The organism is Deinococcus cellulosilyticus NBRC 106333 = KACC 11606 (assembly GCF_007990775.1).
In the GTDB taxonomy this organism is placed as follows: Bacteria; Deinococcota; Deinococci; order Deinococcales; family Deinococcaceae; genus Deinococcus_C; species Deinococcus_C cellulosilyticus.
Genome location: NZ_BJXB01000023.1, coordinates 49,751 through 68,210 on the forward strand (window position 1 = coordinate 49,751; position 18,460 = coordinate 68,210).

Genomic DNA, 18,460 nt, shown 5'->3' on the forward strand with positions numbered 1-18,460 from the left:
CTCCTTATGCAGAGGCAATGATGCGAATGGGGGTGAGGTAGGCGGTGACGGTGATGAACGCCACTTCTCCAACCGGGTGGGCTTCGTAGGTGACCCCCACCACATCCAGGCCTCCAGCGCCGTAGATCACTTTGACGTTCTTGTAGGCCGGCTCCGGTTCGCCTTTTTCATTCACTCCAGGGGTGATGAGGCCATCTGGGTTGGTGATGGTGGACACCTGCTCGTTGAGGACACCCACCACCTTGTTGAGGATGGTGTTCACGGTGGCCTGGTTGCCCCGCTCTCCGATTTCGGAGTCCAGGCGGTAACGCACCAGTTTGCTGAGGGTGAAAGCCACATCCACCCCTTGCTGCTTGGTGAGCACGGCATTGTTGCTGGCGGTGTAGGTGGTGATGGCCTGGGTGCAAACCCAGTTGCCGGAGATCTCATTGAAGTGGGCGGGGCATGCTCCCATCGAAAGCAGGTCTTCGAGCTCGTCAATGTCGAAGCTGTAGTTGAAGTCAAACACGTCCAGCTGCTTGTTGGTGGGGGAAATTTCCGGGCGGTTCCCGGCTTTCATGCCTGCAAGCATGGCGGCGTAGTAGTAAGCGGGGTACACTTCGCGCTTGCCGGTGTCGCGGCTGACCAGGGCGGGTTCGTTGGCAACCACCACCACGTTTTCTTTGCCGAGGGTTTTGCAGAGTTCTTGCACGCTGGCCCGGAACCCGGTTTTGGTGGTGCTTTTGGTGGGTCCGGCGTACAAGAAGCGTTCTTTGCGGTGGCGTGCATCGGACTGGGAGATGACGTGATCTTTTGCGGCGGCCAGCACCAGGGGGTTGCCGGTGCCGCACACGATGCTGTGGGTCTCGAAGCGTTTTGCCACTTCAATGGCGGCCAGCCAGTCGCTGAGGGTGGGGGTGGCACCTTCGGATCCACCGGTCATGAATTTCCAGCTGTTGACGGCAGTGGGGGTGCCTCCAGTGAACTGGAATTCCAGCAGGCCACTGTCTTCCAGGGCATACTGCAGGGCTTTGCCGCCAATGGTGAGTTTGGTTTTGTTGCCACTGAGGGTGTAGGTCTGGGCCAGCAGGTCATTGAGGGGGACGTTTCTCAGGAGGCCCACCGCCCGGGCGGACCATTCTGCGGTGCTGTTGATGGCAGCAATCAGGTCCTCGGTGCGGTTCACCATGTCGGCGGTGAACACGTTGGTGTCATCACCGACCAGGGTGAGGGTTTTGTCACCTCCGTCATCGGTGATGGTCACAGAGGGGATGCTGTTGCTGCCCACGTAAGTGAGGTCAATCACGGGCCCGAGGCCCCTGAGGTCTTCACCTTTGACGTTCAGGAAAGTGTTTTCGCTGTAAAAGTCAATGCTGCCGTCCGTGTTGATGATCTGCTTGAACCGGTTGGCGTTGCCGGGTTTGCCATACAGTTTGCTTTTCAAGATGCCGTGCCCGAGGTCTGCGGTGGCCTGGGTGGGGTTGCCGACACGGATGAAGTTCACTTCGCTGGCGCCGGCCAGCTGCTGTGAGGGGTTCATGGTGATTTCCACCAGTTTCGCCCCTTCACCACCAATCAGTTTGGTGCGAATCTCATCGAGGGCCCGAATGACGGTGACATCTTGTGGTTTGCCTCCAAGGGCAGTGGCAATGACGGTCACGCTGCGGCTGGGGCCAAGGGTGGGCTGCTCCATTGCGTCCACATTGACGGTGGACACCACGCCTGGCACGGAAATGCGGCGGTTGGCAAAGAAAATGCTGCTCATCACTTGACCTCACTTTTCAGCAGGTTGTGAACCCGGTTTTGCCAGTCTTTGAGGGTGTGTTTTTCGCTTTTGGCGGCATGCCGGAGGGCGCTGGCAACAATGCTGGGCACGTTGTTTTCAGCAATGTAGTCTTCGAGGGAAAGAATTCGCTCCTGTTCCTGTTTTTGGGTCTCGTCTGCCATGCTTTCAACGTATGGACCACTGCCGTAAGAGTCCTACGGCTGGTGGATTTTGACGCGCCTCACGTAATCCACAAGGCCATCAATGGTGATCGACTCACCCAACTGCAACCTGCCGTCTGGGGTCACACCGCTCATCATGCTGAGTTGGGGTTCCACGCCCTGCCATCCGGTGTCGGTGAACAGGGTGAAGTCGTTCAGCAGGCACTGGTGCAGGTGTTTTGCCAGGGCGTTGCGTTCACTGGGGCTTTCGGAGAGCACCAGCAAATCCACCCGGCTGCGGCCCCGGTGGGTGTATTCCTCGTAGGTGGCGCCGGTGGCGTCCGTGCCACGTCCGCGGTACTTGCCGATGCCTGAGGGCATGGGGCTGATGGTTTCATTCAGCAAGATGCAGGGCAGCGGGTCGTCTTTGGCAAGGGAATTTTGCTGCAAGACGGGTATTTTCTCGGTGGGCACCTTGAACATTCCGGCGTCAATGGCCCGGCCAAGGTGGTATTCCAATCGTTGCCGGACCAGCGTGCGCATGTGGGACACATGGGTTTCACTGCTGGGTGCAGTGGCGTCCACCCTGGTGGTGATAGGCTGGGCGAGGGGGTCATTGAGGTTGAACAGGTGGTAGTGCTGGGCGGCCAGGCCCACGCTCTCATGCAGGTCCAGGGCCATGAACTGCACTTCTGAGGTTTCCAGCATCACCCCTTCGGGTTGCACAGGGCGGAGGTTGAACCCCGGCTCGGCCACTTTCCGGGCCCCGTCCAGCTGGCTCCAAGTGATCGGGGTGGGGGTTTCGGTGGCAACCAACAGGGGCAGTTCGGTGGGTTGCACGGCCAGGCGAAGGCTGACGGCACCACCACTGGGGTGGCTGATGGCTCGAATGATTTGCATGGTTCATCCTCCTTGCATGCGCTGGATGTCGGCGTTCAAGGCTTCATTGATGAGTTTGGGGTACTGTTGCTGCACCCACTCGTGGACGTGCTGGCTGATGCGGTACGGCTGCATGCCCGGGTGTTGCCATCCCTCGGAGTCCTCGGTGATGACCCGGAAAGTGAAGTACTGGCTTCCAAGGCTGGAGCTCTGCGGGTTTTGCATTTTGACCATGCCATTCAGCTGGGCCCCAATGCCGGTTTCAGGGTCAAGGCCCAGGTCTGCAATGTCATGGTGGGTGAGGCGGTCTCCCCACCGGTACACGTTGCGCTGCACGTTCACGGATGGGTCATGCACGCTTGGGGTGTCCCGGGTGCCCACAATCATGCTGGGGGTGGTGTGGGAAAGCATGAAGCTGTGTACAGCCTCCGGCATTTCCCGGCCAGCGTAAGCCCCCACCGCCAAGCTGCTGGGGGTGCCCCAACGGAAAGGAACAATCATGTACAGCTTGCCGTCTTGGTTGCGCCGGGCCTTGTGGGAATGCCGCAGCACCTCACGCATGTCCCATGCCTGGGTCCCGTTTTCAATCCAGTCGGCTTTGGGGTCATTGCTGCCGATGATGTACCGCACCAGCACCCCTCCACCCGGGTGCTCCACAGTGAGGGTGATGCTGGAAGCATACTGACCGGTCCAGCGTTTCATTTTGCGTCCGTCCGGCAAGGCCAGCTCTCCACTGGCATACGCAACCCACCGGGCGTGTGCGGCGTGGGCCAGGGCTTTGAGCATGTGCATGGTGTTGGGCAGCAGGTCAATGGGGTCTTGCAGGGTCCTGGCCAAGAGGGCTTCCAGCTCTCCTGGGAAGCCCAGCTGGATTTGCACGTCATAACTCATTTGCCCCTCCCGGGGAAGAGTTCATAAAGCCTCAGCAGCAAGGTGCGGACCTGGTTTTCCCCTCCCATGTGCCGGGCCTGGGCCAGCTCGTTGAACACGTAATATTCTGGGTGGCACAGGTATTCGAGGGTGTACCGGCTGCCGCTGGGGGGGGCGGTGCCCACCCACTTCACTTCACCGTTGACCACCTGGAAATCACTGCCAGGTTGGTACAGCACAATGTTGCCGTTCACTTTGGCTCGGGCGGCCAGGGGCTCAACCTGTTTGTAGGTGAGCAGTTCCTTGCCACGGCGCTCCATGCGCTGCTGGTAACGCTTGGTCACGTCCAGAAGCACGAAACGGTCATGGGTGGATGCAAACCACAGGGGGTTGGGGCTGTTGAGGTCTTCCAGGAAAGCGGGAACGGTGGCCTGCAAGTCACTGGTTTCCACTTCGCCACGGTCCATCCACATGCGTTGCGCCTTGATGCCCTGGGCAAACAGGCGGTACTGCAGGGGGTGGGTGTACTCCACGGTGAATTCGGCTCCGAACTCCGGTTCTGGTCCTGTGAATTCCACCCGGTTTTCACTGTTCAGGGTGGCGGTGTATTCGGTGCCGTGCTCATCCACCACCCGGGTGATGGTGGCATTGGAGTGGGGCAAGATGGCCGGTTTGCTTTCACTGCCAAAATAAAAGGTGGCTGTGGCCTCCTGCTCGGCGGCAAAGTTCACCCAGTAGTATCCATTGCCTTGGCACACCTGGCAGTTGTGTTCCGGGCCACTGCTGTCTTTGTCGTAGCAGGGGCACAAGAAGGCTTGCTTGTAGGCCACACGGTAAGCGGCTGGACCCTGCAGCAACCGATCAAAGTCGGCATTCTCAAAGCCCACAGTGGGCAAGGTTGACTTGCGGTTCACGTCACACCCCGATCATTCGGATGGGACTGGACCGGGCCCAATAGGTTTTTTCCCACTCGGTCAGCTCCTGCTGGTACTGGTTGATGATGGCTCCAAACTTGAGGGCCTGGGCATTGCCAACCAGCCCGACGCTTTGAGAAAGGCCGTCTGCGGACAGGCTTTTGTTGGTGATGCCGGCCAGCACGTTGCCATCCAGGGACCCTTTCACGAACAGGGCAATGGCGGCATATTTTGCCAGGGCGTCCAACACATCAAAGTCCTGACCCAACAGGGCGTCTTCGGTGTACCCACAGGTGTAGGTGAGGTGCCAGGCGCCTGGGATGGGGCTGCCTTGTGAGGTGAGGGGCATCAGGCCGCTGAGAAATTGCAGGTGCAAAAGGGTGGTGAGGCTGCGCCCGGGGGCAATCCTGAGCTGGCGGGTTCTGGAGTCGGGTGGGTTGGGGTGAAGCCAGTCCAGGGAAAATTCGGTGGGCCGCTCCATCCCAGGCAACCACAAACCCAATTTGTGGAACTGCAATGCTGGGGCCACAGGCAGGAGCATGCTGTAACGCTTGTTGTCTTTGGCGTCATCGGGGTGCAAGTCAATGCCCACCACGCGCTCTTGTGCTTCAGGCTCTCCTGGTATGGGATAAGAGCCCATTTTGATGACGGTGGGTTCCAGGCGCACGGCATACTTGCGTTCAAAAGCCCTGCGCACCGCCAGAATGCGGCCTTGAATGAATTCGTTGGTAAAAGGCCGTCCCCCTGGAGATTCCAGGGGAACGCCTTGAAAGTAGTTGTCTCGGAGAAACTGGGGGGTGAGGGGAAACATGGGGCTCCTTAATTGGCGTTGGCAGCAGCTTTGTTCTCCCGGGCCTTGGTGATCAGGGCAACCAGGGTGGGGATGTTGTAGTTTGAACGGGCCTCAATCCCAAGGTCCCTGGCGATCACCTGCAGTTCTTCTTTGGTTTTGCCTTCCAGGGATTCTTGGTCGGGGGTGGTTTCAGGTGCGTCTGCCGCGGCAGGGGCTGCAGGGGGGGTGTCTTCAGTCGCTGGAGCGGCTTCCAATTCGGCCAACCGCTGCTTGAGGGCTGCATTTTCTGCTTCCAGTGCTGCGTTCCTGGCTTTCAGGTCACTTGCAAAGGCTTTGAGGCGGGTCACTTCCGCATCTTTGGCGGCCAGTTCAGCTTGCAGTTCACGAAGTTCGGCCCCCTCTTCGCTTTCTTCAGGGCCGGTTTTGAGGCTGTCCAGGTACACCTGGGCCCGGGGGTTCTCGTCCAGGGCGGTGAGGGCAGTGCCATCTGCTTTGGTCACGGCCTCTCCGAGGGGGTCCAGCAGGGCGTAAGGTTCTTCCAGTGAGACATAGTGGTAGTTCCCTGCAGACACCAGGGTGTGGGCGGTTTTTTCGTCCACAGGCTCACTGATGACCCGGCCATCTTGGTGCTTGTTGAAACGCACGCCGTTGATGGTGGTGCTGCCCTTCTGGTGCGCGAGGCCAATGACGAGTTGCACAGTGGTTTCCAAACGTTTTTTGCTCATGAGCCCATTTTCTCCGTGCCTGCCGTAAGAAAACCGGACACACAGGGCGTCCGGTTTTGCTGTTTTGTAGTTGTACAGTTGTACAACTGTATTGCTCAGAAGGGCTGCCAGGCACTGTAAGGAGAAACAAAGTTCTCGATGTAGAAGAAGTGCTGGGGAATCCCAAGCTGCAGGTAGCCGTAGTTCAGCACCAGCCAGCGGTAGGTGGTGTCAATCTGGGCCAAGGGCCAGGTCATCATTGGCACGTAGTTCTTCCACTTGATGGACATGGGATCCAGGTTCAGCAGGAAGATGGGGCTGCGGCCAGGGATCAGGCGGTTTTTGTCCACATACGTGGTGGCGGCGTTCCTGTCGCTGTTGGCGGGAATGGACTCCACCAGACGGAAATCCCTCCAGGAAGGCACACCCGAGGGGTTGCGCTTGGAGCGGAAGATCTTCACGCCGGTCTGGGTGCGGTCCACAGGAGGCTGAATCACCAGCTGGGCAGCACCGTTCACACCCACAGCCACAGGATCGGTCATGATGGGCATGCCTTCAATGCCGTTGGCGTTCACAAAAACCACGGCATAGATGTAGGTGCCTTCGGTGCCGGAAATGAAGCGGGTGCCAGCCACGTTGCTTTGTGCGGTGACGGCAACCCCACCGCTGACGCCTGGGCCCTTGGAGACATCCCGGCCACGCCCGTACTGGGGCATGCTGTTGTCGTTGCCCTCAATGTGAACATCAAAATTGGTCTTGATGTCCCCGAAGGAAGTGCGGATCGCACGCACAGGGGCACCGTACTTCACTTCTTCCTTGTCCAGCTGCACACGGTAAGCAGGGTCAAGGTTGCGGTCCAAGGCCACTTGCACCATTGGATCCATGTAGATGTCGGTCAGCTCACCGTAGCTTTCCTGGCCCACCACTTTCCCTGCAGCGGTGTTCAGTTTGTCCACCAGGGCATCCACGTTGGAAATGTCACTGATGGCGCCCGTGGACCACACATCCATGATGTTCTGGCCGTTGTTGTGGGATTTGATTTGCGAGTAGATTCCGTCAATCATCTTCGGACTGACTTTGGAATCTCCGTGGTAGCAAGACCAGTTGATGCCACGCAGAAGGCGCAAAATGGCGTTGTTGTTCTCCAGGGCCCGGGCAGACTCCAGGCCTTTTTGTTTGGCCTGGGCCAGGGTCACGCCTGCAGGGGTTTGCATGAACTTGGAGAAGGCAACCTTACGCTCGTAATCACCGGATTCGGGATCCAGGTTGTTACCGTATTCACCAGCGAAAATGCCGCCTGGCTGTCCGCCAATGTCGGTTTGCACAGCCCACTCATCCAGGTAGCTTTCGGTGCTGTCTTTGGGCAGCACGTTCAGCAGCTTGAAGGTCTTGCGGGTGGCAATGATCTTGCGCATGGTGCCTTCCAGGGACTCGCGGCGGTAAGCAGCAGTGCCCGTGAAAGTGGCGTGGTCGGTCTGGTTGCTGGTGGCGCTGATGGCCTTGACGAACTGCTCATAGCTCTCGGGTGCATTGAAAACACCGTTGGAGCCAGAGAAAACGCCACTGTCAACGCCCGTGTTGAGTTCAGAATTGGGAATGGTCATGCGTTACTCCGAAAAGATCTCTGCGCGTTCGGCAGCGGTGAGGGCTTGTTTGGCGGTCTCCAGGTCTCCACGGGAAAAGGCCTGCTCAAATTGGGCGAAACGCACCGGGTCGAGAATGGCCTGATCCGCCTTGGCGTAAATCTCCTTGCGGTCCAGCACCTTCTTGCCCTGCTGGGTCACGCCAGTAGGCACAGACACACGGGACTTGGGGGTCCGGGGGGTGGAAAGCAGGTTGCCCTGAGCTTTTGCCATGTGCTCCAGGGACCCTTGCTGCAGGCCCACCACTTCCAGCAGCTGCTTGATCTGGACTTGCTGGGCTTTGACCATGCGGTTGGTTTGCCTCAGCTGGCGGTTCATCTGGGCAAACTGCTCAGTCACATCCACATACTCGGTGCCGTCATCACCCACATGCACGCTGGCGGCCTTGGCAAAGCCAGGCTTCTGGGCAGGATTGGTCTGAGGGGTGTCTTCTTCGTCTTCCTGTTCGGTGCCGTCTTCTGCCTCAGGATTGTCGTAAGCGTCAAAGTCGTCTTCCAGGTCCTCTTCGGTGGGCTGGGCAGACGGCTGGGCCTGTTGCGCCTTGGCGAAAAGGGTTCGGGCCCGTTCCAGAATGGCTTCACCCTGGGCGTGCTGTTCATCAGCAGTGAGAGCTTGGTTTTTGGAGCTCATGCTTCCTCCACGTAAAAGGTCTGTTTCATGGAGTGAACGTAGAGACAGCTGCCGTAAGAGAAAAAAAATTCCCACCCGGAGGGGTGGGAAAGTGCCGTGAGAGGCTTTACTTGCCGGTGGCTGCCTCGGTGAGGAACCGGCCAGCAAATTCCGCGGCCAGGTCGGGGCTGCACCCGTGCTCCTCAAAAGCCTTGATGATGGCCGCCTTCTTCGGCGCCACTTTGCCCCGCAAGACCTTGTTCAAAATGCGTTTCTTGAGGCCGTCATACTTGGCCCCTTCCAGGGATTCCGGGGTGAGGGACTGGTAGCCAGTGATCTGGGCGTGATCGGTGACGGTGGCCCCCACCGAACCCATTGCTTTTGCCAGGGTGCCCCAAGTGAAGCACTGCACCCCTGCCGGCGCTGCATGCTTTTGCTGGTAGGAAACCGTGGCATCCTGGGCTTTGGCGAAAGGTCCCAGTGGTGCTGTTTGCACTTCCCTGAGCACCGGGTTTTGCACCCTCCGAGCAAAGCCCACCGAATACCACTCCACCTTGGTGATGAAGCGGATCAGCTTGCCGTCCCGTTTGATGACCTTCCCTTCCAGGATGTTGCCAAACACACTGGGAAACCACTTCATGGGTGGATCCAACTCGGTGATGGAATGCCAGAACCACTCGGCCCAATCCCCGTTGCTGCCCTCAGGGGCCTTGCTGCGGCTCTGAAAGATCTCGCCTTGCACAAAGGTGCTCTTGCCGGACCTGCGGACATCGGTGGGGTGCCCAATCACGTACTCCGGCCTGGCGCCAGATCCGTAAGGGTTCCCAAGGTGGGCAAAGTGGTTGATGTCAAAATCACCTTGCTCGATCAGCAGGTCACGGGAATCCCACAGGGCCTGCTGTGCAATGTCTTCACCTTCCCGGTCCTCAACGCCTTCCCGGGCGGTCTCGAAGTAAACGCGGCGGCGGCTGCCGACACTCTCTGCTTTTGCCATGACAGGTAGGTTTGCAATGATGGGGGTCCGTGAGAGTTCCATAGCTCGCATCCTTGCAGGTCGGCCCGTAAGAAAACTGGGTACCACCACATAAATTGCGAGAAACAGAAAAAGTTTTACGATGGTACTTTTGCGCTTCTAAACTAAGTTCAGCTCAATATTCCAATTCTGATGTAACCATTGCCAACATTTTTACAGTACCATCTTTGTCTTTAGTTTTACCAAGAACTGATTTAGTAATACAATCTATTTTATAGCCACCTTCTACAAAATATTTTGTTCTACATTTTTTATTTTCCGGTACGCCAAATGGTATAACCGCTATGTGCTCAAGTTCGACATCATTATACTTCATATAGCACAGTTTCCCCATATAGGGCTGTCCCGAAATATGTAAACAATCAAAGACACTCAATCCACAAATACTGCAAGTTATTTCATTATTGATCATTCCAACACTGCACCAAAGCTGTCTTGGAAATAATAGATTTTCCATCTTAACAAGATCATTAAGTTTCTCTCTGTATCTATCTTCCTGAAATCCTGCTTCAATACCCTTTTCTGCCGAGCGTTGAGCATCAATAAGGTAATCATAGGCTTTGTGCATATTACTCTTTTTAAGAGATAATATGCACTCCAACTTCCTTTTGCATACATAAGCATAAATGATAACGTCAAGACACTCATTGGCTCTTATTTCATTATTTTCATTAATAAATTCATTTCTTAGTTCACGAATACTCTTTATTAGACCCCCTAAATAGCCAATCGCTTCCTTCTGTATACCTGAATCAATGCTAAAGTAGGAGTATTCAAAAATACTTTCAATAAGCTGAAAGGCCTGATCTGAATTATTGGTCATGTCCAGAGAGTGCATCTCTTACCGCCTTCTTGACGTTTTCCATGTCGGATTTATCACATTCTACATCAATTTGATGCTCTGTACCATCAGCTAGAATTTTTGTAAACCTTAATTTAACTTTTTCTATTTTCCCTTTAGAGATTTTATTCATAATAAATCCACCAATCGCTCCAACTATAAGATCTTTTATTCCGGTCTGATCATTTAGCCAGAAATCGACAAGAAATGCGAACGATAAGTGCATAACATCTCCAGATCTGTGCTCTCTAACACCAGATCTGGGCTTTTTAAAGCCGATCAAATTTTGATTTTCCGCAAAAAAAGGATGTTGAGTTTTTAAAAACTTATAGAAATCGAGGTTATCTATAAAATATGATGAGGTTTCTTGAGCATCACTTTTACTCTCATAGCCGATGATAAACACTGGATCTTGCATCTTATTAATATAGCAAAAAATATCCTCACAACCAATCATCAGCTGTCCACCAAAAAGTGATACCGGCTAGACAGCTGATGATTGTCTTAGACCTGGCTACCTAAACTACAGATTCGCAAACTGGAAATCTGGGTCCAGCACCCGAACAGGGGCCCCGTCCGGCAAGTGGTCGTCACTGCTGTAAAGCTGGGCACGCTGGGCTCGGTAAGTGTAGTGGTCAATGGCAGCATTGATCCGCTGGCCTACCTGCGGGTACTGCCGCTCTGCAACCCTCAGCAGGGTGGGGTTGCTGCACTCCCCAAGACCGGACAGTTCTTCCTGGCTGAAGTGCTGCCGCAACAGGTCTTTCACGGCCCACCACATCCACCCGTATCCCCGGTATGCGGCGGGGTCTTGCTGTAGGATCTGGGCAATGGCTTGCAGTCTCGGATCAGGCATGCTGGGCACCTCTTTTCACAAGTAGCACAGTTTTGCGGCCCACACCAGGGCGCCGGGTGACCAGCACGGCCTTGGCGAAACTGGGGCGTTCGTGGGCCCCATCGTAGTAGTAGTACTTCTCTTCTGCAGGCTCCCAAGAAACAATGCTGGGCAGGGCAGAAACCTTGATGTTCCCGCTCAGGCCTGGGCCTGTCACCCAGATGGTGCCGTCATCGTCCACCCGGTTCACCCTGATGCCTTTGGGCTGGCCTTGCTGCAGCACGGTGAGGTGCATGCCTTGATGCAGGGGTACGGCCTGGGGGGACACAATCACCGGGCCAGCGTAATCCAGCAGTTTGGCGTATGGGGCGAAGTGCTCATTGTTCTTGAGGTGGTCCCTGAGGGCTTTGAGTTCATGCTCCCGCTGTGCCAGCACACGCCGGTCATTGTCGGTGGGGCCATCTTTGCGGCCCTGGGCTTCCCTGGCCCGTTTCAGCCAGGCAGTGCGCAAATCCAGGTAATCGGCGTAGGTGCTCATGGCGTTCCTGAGGGCGGCTTTTGCTGCGCCCTGATTGAGTTTTTCCTTCGCTTCCTTGATTTGCTTGCGGGTCTCTTCAGGGTCGTCGCTGAGGGCAAGGGCAATGTCTTCCAGGTCCAGGCCAGTGGCATTCTCAGCGTGGTCAATGGAGGAATCCCACACCTGCTGCTGCCAGCCTTTTTTGCCCAACATGGTGGTGTAGGTGAGGCTGTCAAAGGACCCTTTGCCCAACAAGACATGGTTGCGCACCTGGTCTACCGGGTTGCCCTGGCGCACCCCGCGGCCCAAGCGCTGCCAGTAGGTGCCAGGGTCCCAGGGGGTGTCCATGTGGATCATGTCGGTGGTGCCGTTTTGCAGGTTGAACCCCTCGCCAATGGTGGGGGTGTTGCCGATGACGATTTTGATTTTGCCATCGTTGTACGCCTGCTCGATTTTTTGCCTGTCAGTGGCCTTTTTGACCCTCTGGGCTGTGACCACTGCGATTTGATCCCGGGGGATGCCAGCGGCCACAAAGTGGTCCACCAGGCGGTCATAAGCGTCCCCTTCGTTACCGTCTTCATCTTCCTGGCTGGCCTGTCCGAGGTCCATGAACACCACAGCCTTCCCGCCTTCTTTGAGGGCATTCTGGGCAAGTTCTGCGGCCTTCTGGAAGCGGGGGTTGGGCAGGCCTGCAAAGCTGGGGCTGAACAGGGCCGGATCCAGGGTCAACTTGCGCATTTTTGCCATGATTGCAAACAGGTGGTCTTCCCCGTTGTCCTGAATTTTGGCGTTCCGGGCGGCTTGCCTGAGGTGCTGGTAGGTGTCCCACACCGCAGGGTGCATCTCGAAGTACTGTTCAAAATCCACCCGTTCAGGCAGTTTGAGCCCAATGCCGTCCTTGGTCACGGCAGTCTGGGCGTCCTCGCGCACCATGTAACGACCCATCACGTCCCTCAGCTCCCCAAGGTTCTGGAAACCCACAACCGCCGGGCTGGAGCTCACGCTGCCGTCTTTGGTGGGCACAATGATGCCCTGGATGTCACAGTAACGGTTGATGAAATCGTCCACCCCGGGCACCCCGTTGGCTTCCAGGTGGTCGGTGACAAGGGTAAGCATGTTGTAAATCTCCAGGGGGCTGTTCTTGGTGGGGGTGGCGGTGAGCACGTAAGTGCCGCGGCCTCCGGTCATGCTGCGAACATGCCGCATTTTGTGGTGGAAATCCATTGCTCTGTTGGATTCGGCCCCTGCCCCCATGAACTTGGGGGTCTCTCCAAACACCGCTGGAGCTGCATAGAGGTTCTTGTAGCAGTTGTGCACCAGGATGCCTTCAGCAAAATAGTTGTGATGAACGGCTACTTCGAGGTTGTAGACCACACCGCCTGGGCACAGGCCTCCGTATTCTCCAGAATCTCCTGGTTGGAGAACCTGAACACTTTCCACCCAAGCGACTCCAAGAACTTTTGTTTCTTCTGGTCTTGGGCCTTTCGGGTAAGGGATGAGTGCGATGGGCCGTCGCACTCTACGGCAATCTTCAGGTCCGGCCACGCCAGATCCACCTTGTAGTTGGTGGGGTAACCACTGCCCCTGGGTTGCAACGTCCGAATGGGGTGCTCCGGTATCCACTCCAGTTGTGTCACCCGCCAAAGTTCCACCCACAAGGCGGATTGTGCGTCTGTCAGCCCCTGACCGTTCCCCCCACGGCGCACAGGGCGAATTCCCCTCTCGCGCATGGTTTTCTGCATTTTCTCCCGGACTTCGGGGGTCAAGGCGAGCAACCGCATTCGGGCCATCTGCTCTCGCAGTTCTTCGGTGCGGCGTGCATTGGCCTGCTGGATGCTGCTGCGAAACTTGCTGTTGTGCTGGTGCGCATGCCTGGCCCGGCAGGACTTGCTGCAAAAGAACACCACTTCGTTGTGTTTGCGGCGCTTCCAATCCTGCACTTTGTTGAGTTGAAACGGCTTCTGGCAGTGCTGGCAAGGCAAAGTCGGAGCGGGTGCTGCGGGAGGCAGGTGTTTCTTTCTCGACACAATTGAATCTACCAGAGTGGATTCCCGTGGGGGTGCGGTAAACCTTGTCCCCTTTGAGCAAGTCACGGGCAAACACATAACCATCCTGGGTGAAAAAAGGGTGGCTGCCTGTGCAGACCAGCTCTTGCCCGTCATGCAGTTTCACCCGAAACAGGTCCACGGGTGTGCGGACCTGCACGTTGAGCACTTCAGACCACTCCACCTGCCCTGTCGCATGGTTGAATGCTTGTACCCGGTCTCCAGGTTTGAAGGTTTCGATGGGTCGGCCATCCACCAGTGTGCCAGCGGGAAAACAGTGGCCTTCATCGGCAATCACACAGTCGATGCCAAGGTCTTCAAAGGCAATGTCTGCAGGACCGGCACTTTTCACTTTTGCCAGCTGGTCGGCGTAAAACTTCTCTTTTTCAGCTTCGGTTTGACGTTCGGTTTTGGGTTTCTTGCCGAACCTCCAGGCCCCTTTCAAGCCCAAGAGGCGCTGCGCCTGATAATCGGTCTGAATCAGCTCCATCCGGCGCTCACGCCTCAGGGGGATGTCCTCAAAAGTCTCCCGGGACATGATGACCAGATCCCACGATTCTGCGGACAGCTGGGCGAGTTTTGCTTTGCGGGTGGCGGCGTTGTCTTCCACCCACTTGCCGTTTTTCTGGGTGAGGCCAATCACCATCACCTTTTTGCCTTCCAGGGCTTTTTCGGCGTTCACAATCCAGTTGCCAAGCAGGGACTTGGGCGACACAACCACAGGCTTTTTCACCCCTTGTTGTTTCAGCTGGGTGGCAAGGGCCAGGCCGGTGTAGGTCTTCCCGAGGCCCACATCGAGGGCAACCACACCGGATCCAAGTCGTGCCATGCGTCGCACAGTGTTGTTCTGGTAGGGGTGCAGCTCTGGGCCTGTCCAGCCGGACAGCTCCAGGGGGGTGTAGTTGTCTGCGGGGGCAACATACGAGTTCAACACCCGGTTGTAGGCGTTTTCCACGGTTTCGCAATGGTCGGAGGCCAAAAGCCACTGTTTGAAACCCTTGGCGACACTTTCCTCATAGGCCCGGGCTGCATCAATGTTGGCTTTCCGGGCGGCCTGGTACTCCTCGCGGGTCAACTTGCTGGCATCGGACACCTGATCCACACGGGTTTTGTTGTTCAGGTACTGCACCAGTTCATCAATGCGGGTTTTGTTGATGCGCTGGGCCGTCATGCGCCCGTCATACGTGACGGTGGCAAGCGGATCAATTTCCACGGTGTACAGGCCATTTTTACGTAGCAGCTGCAAAATGGGCTTTTTCACCCGGCTTTTCAGTTCAGGGTCCCACGTATGGTAGTAGCTGCTGGCGGTGTCGTTCAGCCATTCTTCAAGCACATGGATGGGGATGAATTTGTCCCTGGGGGTGTAATCAATGTCATGCAGGCTCTTGGGGGGTTTGAGTCCAGCAAACGTCTGCTTCTGGTGCTGCAGTTTGGCGGCATAACGCCTGTCGTGGGTGCGCTGCAGCAGGGCGTCAATGGCTTCTTGCGCGTCATACACATCCCCGTGGTAGTAATCCCTCGACAGCTGCCATTTGGTGCCGTTCCAGCAGTACTGGTCGTTTGCCAGCAGCAGGTTTTCCACTTCATGCGGGTGGGCTTCGTGCAGGCGGGTGACATCCTCCACGGTGAAAGCGCCCCGGGCCCCGAGGTACTGGATCATTTCAGGCAAGGTGCCTCCTGTGGGGGCGTCCAGGTGGGTGGTTTTTTGGGCCATTCTGAGGTCCTCAGACAGTTCACCATCCTTGAAGCTGCTCAACAGGTGGTGCAGGTAGGGCATGCGCACTGCAGCACGCTCAATGTCTTTCAGCTGGCCGGCATTCTTGGCAAAGAAGGCCTGCACCTCTTCGGCCAGGCGTTCCCGCCTTGCTTCAGCGTTTTCCAGCCGGCCAGCAGCAATGTCACCCCGGTAGGCTTCCAGGGCCCGGGCCAGAGGCTTGGCGGTCTTCACAAAGTCCTCTTCAATGGCATGCCAGCGGTGGTTGCGCATCACGTACTCCCCGTCTGGGCTGACGGTGCCTTCTGGGATGGGGAAACTGCGTTTGTTGGCCTGCAGCTTGGCCCCATTGAGGTCTGCTTCCTGGTGGCCCGCGGCCAGCAGTTTTTCTTTCAGCTGCCGGAAGGAAACGGGACCTTCGGGTTGCTCGTCTGCAGGCATGGTGGCCAGTCGGGTGAGGCTGGCTTCATCCAACTCCCCTTCCACTGCAGCTTGACCCCACCTGCCGCTGGACACGTTGCGGCCCAAAGCATGGTCTGGGTGAAAGCCGTCCTGGTAGTCGGTGACGTTGCCTTCTTCGTCTTTCTGGGCAATGGAGAAGTAATGGCCGCTCATCACGTCTTCGCGGTACACGCCGGCATCGTGCAGGACTTCTTCACCGTACTGGGACACCAGGTAATCCAGGGCCCCTCCCACTTCGGTGGGTCGTTTCCTGAGCAGCAAAATGTCTGGGGTGACAAGGCTGTTGCTGTCCTCAAAGGTGCTCACCGGTGCTCGGATGGCCGTCACCAGTTCCGCACGGGCCAGCATCCGGGCCCGGAATTGACGGGCTGAGGGGGTGCTGTTTTGCATCACCCCGAAATTGACCAGCACTGCAACCAGGCCGCCATCTTTCACCCGGTCCAGGGCGGAATCAATGAAGTAATGCTCTGCGGCTTTGATCTCATGTTTGTCCAGGTCACGGGTGCTGCCCCGAATGCCATACGGGGGGTTGCCGATCACTGCGTCATACAGCTCGTCATCACTGGTGGTGTTGTACTGCTCAAAAGGCATGTTGTGGATGGGCACATCTGGGTGCAGCAAACTGGTCACGCTGGTGGTGTCGCTGTTGTACTCCACCCCGGTCATTTGCACGGTGCCTGGCGCGGTCTCTGCGAACACGCCTCCACCAATGGATGGCTCCAGCACCCGTCCACCTTTGAAGCCATGCTGGTGCAGCAGGGCCCACATGCTTGCGGCCAGCTTGGTGGGGGTGTAGTAAGCATTCAAGTCACCAGACACCCCGCCTTCACCGGTGAATTTGGCAAGCACTTCCCGCTGTTCCGGGGTGGGTTTTTTGCCACTGGCATGCAGGTGCTCGGCCAGCTTCAAGGCTTCGGTGTTGGCCTGCAGACGCTCTTGCCGGGTGCTCCGGGCCAGCAAGTCAAAGCCATACTTCGGCAGATTTTGCAGCACTTGGTCAAAAGGTTTGGTGTAATCCAGCTTCTGGCGCTTCTTCTTCACCACAAGCTTGGTTTTGGCTGAGGATGCAGGTTTCTGGGCTGGGGTGTTGACCCCCATGTACCCTTGCACCTTCTTCTCAATTTTCTGGCGGGTGGCTTCATCCAGGGTGCTGGCCTCTGGTTGCTCCCCTCGGATCAGGGCTTGCGCGTAAGCTTTTTTCTTGGGGTCCAGCAACCTGTTCACGTAATCCTGAACAGCCTGAGGAACTTCAGCAATCTGCTGCACTGGGGTTTCTTGCACCGGCTCTTGCACCACAGGCTGCTCTGCAACAGGGGTTTTCTCCACAGGCTCTGCAATAGGGGTGGACAGTGGCGCAGAAGTAGGTGCTGTGGGAATTGGTTCCTGGGGTTCAGGCAGGTTCACCCCGAGTTCCTGGGCGATCTCCTGGAACATGGCAAAGTTGGTGTGCTTGTCCAGCAGGGCATTGCGGGTCTTGTTGTAGGCGGTTTTGCAGACCTGCCACAGGTGACTGCTGGCCGCTGCCGGGTCTCCGCCAGAACGTTGCAGGGCCTGCTGCACCAGTTCACGTTGCAGCTGCTTCAACCGTCTTTCTGCAGGGGTTTCTGCATCAATGTCGTCGAGGTTCAGTTGCTTGACATGGTTTTTGGCGAAGTGCTGCCGGGCCTCGATGTAGGCATCTGCATCCTGGGCAAGTTGCTGGGCTGGATCCGGCTGGGCTGGAGGTTGAGGGGCTGCCGGCTGGGGTGGGACCGGCTGCCTGAACATGTTTTGGGAATCCGCAATCAGCCGGATTTTGTCGGGGTGAACCCGCTGGCCTCCCACCCGGAAATCAAAGCCGCTGCCTTTCACGGGGCCCCGCACCAGACCTTTGGGCTTCAGATACAGGGTGACGTTCTCTCCCCTGCTGGCATAATGCTGCAGGTCCGCAAAGGAGTACTTGTGCTCCGGCATCTGCGGCTCGATGGGCTGCACCGGTGCTGGAGGTGGGGTGGGGACCCGGAAGTCAAACCCGAACAGGCCACCATCCTCAGGGGGTGCGGCAACCGGTTTCCTGCTGGCCTTGGGTTTCTCAGGCCTGGGCGCTTTCGGTTTTGGGGTTTCTTCTTGTTGCAGGAAGGAAAAAAGCGGCGCTGGCTGGCTTTTGTTGGGGTCCACATACACCGTCTGGGTGAACGCATGGCCGGCCCGGACCACCACCCGGGTTTCTTTCCTCAGGTGGCTGGTGTCCCGTTTCTTGCGGGGCTTTTTCTCTGGGGTTTTCACCTTCTGGAGTTTGGGCTTCACATGGTCGAACAGCCCAAACTGGTCCCCTTTTGCCAGCAGGGTGGCACTGAGCAAGAGCAAACGGGTCCTCATTGCACTGCTCCAAGGGCTTGCAGCTGGCGGTGGTGGCCGGCGTGCTCAAGGTAGGCGTCCTCCAGGGGGCTGCCGCGGAAGTCGGTGATGTGCTGGGCCAGGCGCTGGGCCTGCAGCTGGTGGTGAGCACCCAAAGCCTGGCAGGTGTGGCCGAGGCGGTGTTCTTCTGCTCTGGTTTCGCCAATCGCATGCAGCAAGTTTGCACATTCGTTTTTGGCCTTCTGGATAGCATCTTCCATGACACCGAGGGTATGTGTCTGGGCCGTAAGAAGGCAGTCCCCGGGTGGTATCATTGCTGGGTTGCTGGAGACGTATCACAGAGGAACCTTACGCTGAAC

At 57.1% G+C, this 18,460-nt stretch carries 16 protein-coding genes and 1 pseudogene; all 17 read right to left on the reverse strand.

Annotated elements, in window-relative coordinates; all coding sequences use genetic code 11:
- Window positions 1-4: 4 nt before the first annotated feature.
- Complete coding sequence (locus DC3_RS21275; RefSeq protein WP_146887982.1) at window positions 5-1,744, reverse strand: hypothetical protein; 1,740 nt, start codon at window positions 1,742-1,744, stop codon at window positions 5-7.
- On the reverse strand, window positions 1,744-1,926 hold the full coding sequence (locus DC3_RS21280; RefSeq protein WP_146887983.1) for a hypothetical protein: 183 nt from the start codon (window positions 1,924-1,926) through the stop codon (window positions 1,744-1,746). Before DC3_RS21280 ends, DC3_RS21275 begins: the two co-directional genes overlap by 1 nt.
- A 33-nt stretch (window positions 1,927-1,959) precedes the next feature.
- Entirely contained in the window at window positions 1,960-2,805 is an 846-nt protein-coding gene (locus DC3_RS21285) for a hypothetical protein (protein ID WP_146887985.1), read from the reverse strand.
- Between the two features lie 3 nt (window positions 2,806-2,808).
- On the reverse strand, window positions 2,809-3,675 hold the full coding sequence (locus DC3_RS21290) for a hypothetical protein (RefSeq protein WP_146887987.1): 867 nt from the start codon (window positions 3,673-3,675) through the stop codon (window positions 2,809-2,811).
- Window positions 3,672-4,568, reverse strand: coding sequence for a hypothetical protein (locus tag DC3_RS21295; protein WP_146887989.1), 897 nt, complete (start codon window positions 4,566-4,568; stop codon window positions 3,672-3,674). The genes DC3_RS21290 and DC3_RS21295 overlap by 4 nt, the downstream gene beginning before the upstream one ends.
- Before the next feature lies 1 nt (window position 4,569).
- Window positions 4,570-5,379, reverse strand: coding sequence for a hypothetical protein (locus DC3_RS21300; RefSeq protein WP_146887990.1), 810 nt, complete (start codon window positions 5,377-5,379; stop codon window positions 4,570-4,572).
- Window positions 5,380-5,387: 8 nt separating this feature from the next.
- A complete protein-coding gene (locus DC3_RS21305; RefSeq protein ID WP_146887992.1) occupies window positions 5,388-6,086 on the reverse strand; it encodes a hypothetical protein in 699 nt (232 codons plus the stop codon).
- 95 nt (window positions 6,087-6,181) lie between these two features.
- Entirely contained in the window at window positions 6,182-7,669 is a 1,488-nt protein-coding gene (locus DC3_RS21310; protein ID WP_146887994.1) for a hypothetical protein, read from the reverse strand.
- Window positions 7,670-7,672: 3 nt separating this feature from the next.
- Window positions 7,673-8,338: a hypothetical protein gene (locus tag DC3_RS21315; protein ID WP_146887996.1), complete on the reverse strand. Its 666-nt coding sequence runs from the start codon at window positions 8,336-8,338 to the stop codon at window positions 7,673-7,675.
- A 106-nt stretch (window positions 8,339-8,444) separates the two neighbouring features.
- Window positions 8,445-9,353, reverse strand: coding sequence for a hypothetical protein (locus DC3_RS21320; RefSeq protein ID WP_146887998.1), 909 nt, complete (start codon window positions 9,351-9,353; stop codon window positions 8,445-8,447).
- 112 nt (window positions 9,354-9,465) lie between these two features.
- Window positions 9,466-10,173 (reverse strand): hypothetical protein, encoded by a 708-nt coding sequence (locus DC3_RS21325; RefSeq protein WP_146888000.1) that lies wholly within the window; start codon window positions 10,171-10,173, stop codon window positions 9,466-9,468.
- Window positions 10,163-10,609 (reverse strand): hypothetical protein, encoded by a 447-nt coding sequence (locus tag DC3_RS21330; protein WP_146888002.1) that lies wholly within the window; start codon window positions 10,607-10,609, stop codon window positions 10,163-10,165. The genes DC3_RS21325 and DC3_RS21330 overlap by 11 nt, the downstream gene beginning before the upstream one ends.
- Before the next feature lie 105 nt (window positions 10,610-10,714).
- Window positions 10,715-11,047, reverse strand: coding sequence for a hypothetical protein (locus tag DC3_RS21335; protein WP_146888004.1), 333 nt, complete (start codon window positions 11,045-11,047; stop codon window positions 10,715-10,717).
- Complete coding sequence (locus DC3_RS30170) at window positions 11,040-12,983, reverse strand: helicase-related protein (protein ID WP_371863443.1); 1,944 nt, start codon at window positions 12,981-12,983, stop codon at window positions 11,040-11,042. The genes DC3_RS21335 and DC3_RS30170 overlap by 8 nt, the downstream gene beginning before the upstream one ends.
- On the reverse strand, window positions 12,896-13,705 hold the full coding sequence (locus DC3_RS30175) for an endonuclease domain-containing protein (protein ID WP_371863444.1): 810 nt from the start codon (window positions 13,703-13,705) through the stop codon (window positions 12,896-12,898). Before DC3_RS30175 ends, DC3_RS30170 begins: the two co-directional genes overlap by 88 nt.
- Window positions 13,617-18,122: pseudogene (locus tag DC3_RS30180) on the reverse strand (Eco57I restriction-modification methylase domain-containing protein); the annotation flags it as partial. The pseudogene DC3_RS30180 and the gene DC3_RS30175, both read right to left, overlap by 89 nt.
- Entirely contained in the window at window positions 18,119-18,361 is a 243-nt protein-coding gene (locus DC3_RS21345; protein WP_146888008.1) for a hypothetical protein, read from the reverse strand. The pseudogene DC3_RS30180 and the gene DC3_RS21345, both read right to left, overlap by 4 nt.
- Window positions 18,362-18,460 lie beyond the last annotated feature (99 nt).

Bases quoted from the DNA above. Each gene is read 5' to 3' on its own strand.
- DC3_RS21345 (WP_146888008.1), bottom strand. From the start codon at position 18,361: ATGGAAGATGCTATCCAGAAGGCCAAAAACGAATGTGCAAACTTGCTG.
- DC3_RS30175 (WP_371863444.1), bottom strand. From the start codon at position 13,705: ATGACGGGCAAGAGCTGGTCTGCACAGGCAGCCACCCTTTTTTCACCC.
- DC3_RS21305 (WP_146887992.1), bottom strand. From the start codon at position 6,086: ATGAGCAAAAAACGTTTGGAAACCACTGTGCAACTCGTCATTGGCCTC.
- DC3_RS21330 (WP_146888002.1), bottom strand. From the start codon at position 10,609: ATGCAAGATCCAGTGTTTATCATCGGCTATGAGAGTAAAAGTGATGCT.
- DC3_RS21290 (WP_146887987.1), bottom strand. From the start codon at position 3,675: ATGAGTTATGACGTGCAAATCCAGCTGGGCTTCCCAGGAGAGCTGGAA.
- DC3_RS21285 (WP_146887985.1), bottom strand. From the start codon at position 2,805: ATGCAAATCATTCGAGCCATCAGCCACCCCAGTGGTGGTGCCGTCAGC.
- DC3_RS21310 (WP_146887994.1), bottom strand. From the start codon at position 7,669: ATGACCATTCCCAATTCTGAACTCAACACGGGCGTTGACAGTGGCGTT.
- DC3_RS21300 (WP_146887990.1), bottom strand. From the start codon at position 5,379: ATGTTTCCCCTCACCCCCCAGTTTCTCCGAGACAACTACTTTCAAGGC.
- DC3_RS21325 (WP_146888000.1), bottom strand. From the start codon at position 10,173: ATGACCAATAATTCAGATCAGGCCTTTCAGCTTATTGAAAGTATTTTT.
- DC3_RS21320 (WP_146887998.1), bottom strand. From the start codon at position 9,353: ATGGAACTCTCACGGACCCCCATCATTGCAAACCTACCTGTCATGGCA.
- DC3_RS21280 (WP_146887983.1), bottom strand. From the start codon at position 1,926: ATGGCAGACGAGACCCAAAAACAGGAACAGGAGCGAATTCTTTCCCTC.
- DC3_RS21275 (WP_146887982.1), bottom strand. From the start codon at position 1,744: ATGAGCAGCATTTTCTTTGCCAACCGCCGCATTTCCGTGCCAGGCGTG.
- DC3_RS21315 (WP_146887996.1), bottom strand. From the start codon at position 8,338: ATGAGCTCCAAAAACCAAGCTCTCACTGCTGATGAACAGCACGCCCAG.
- DC3_RS21335 (WP_146888004.1), bottom strand. From the start codon at position 11,047: ATGCCTGATCCGAGACTGCAAGCCATTGCCCAGATCCTACAGCAAGAC.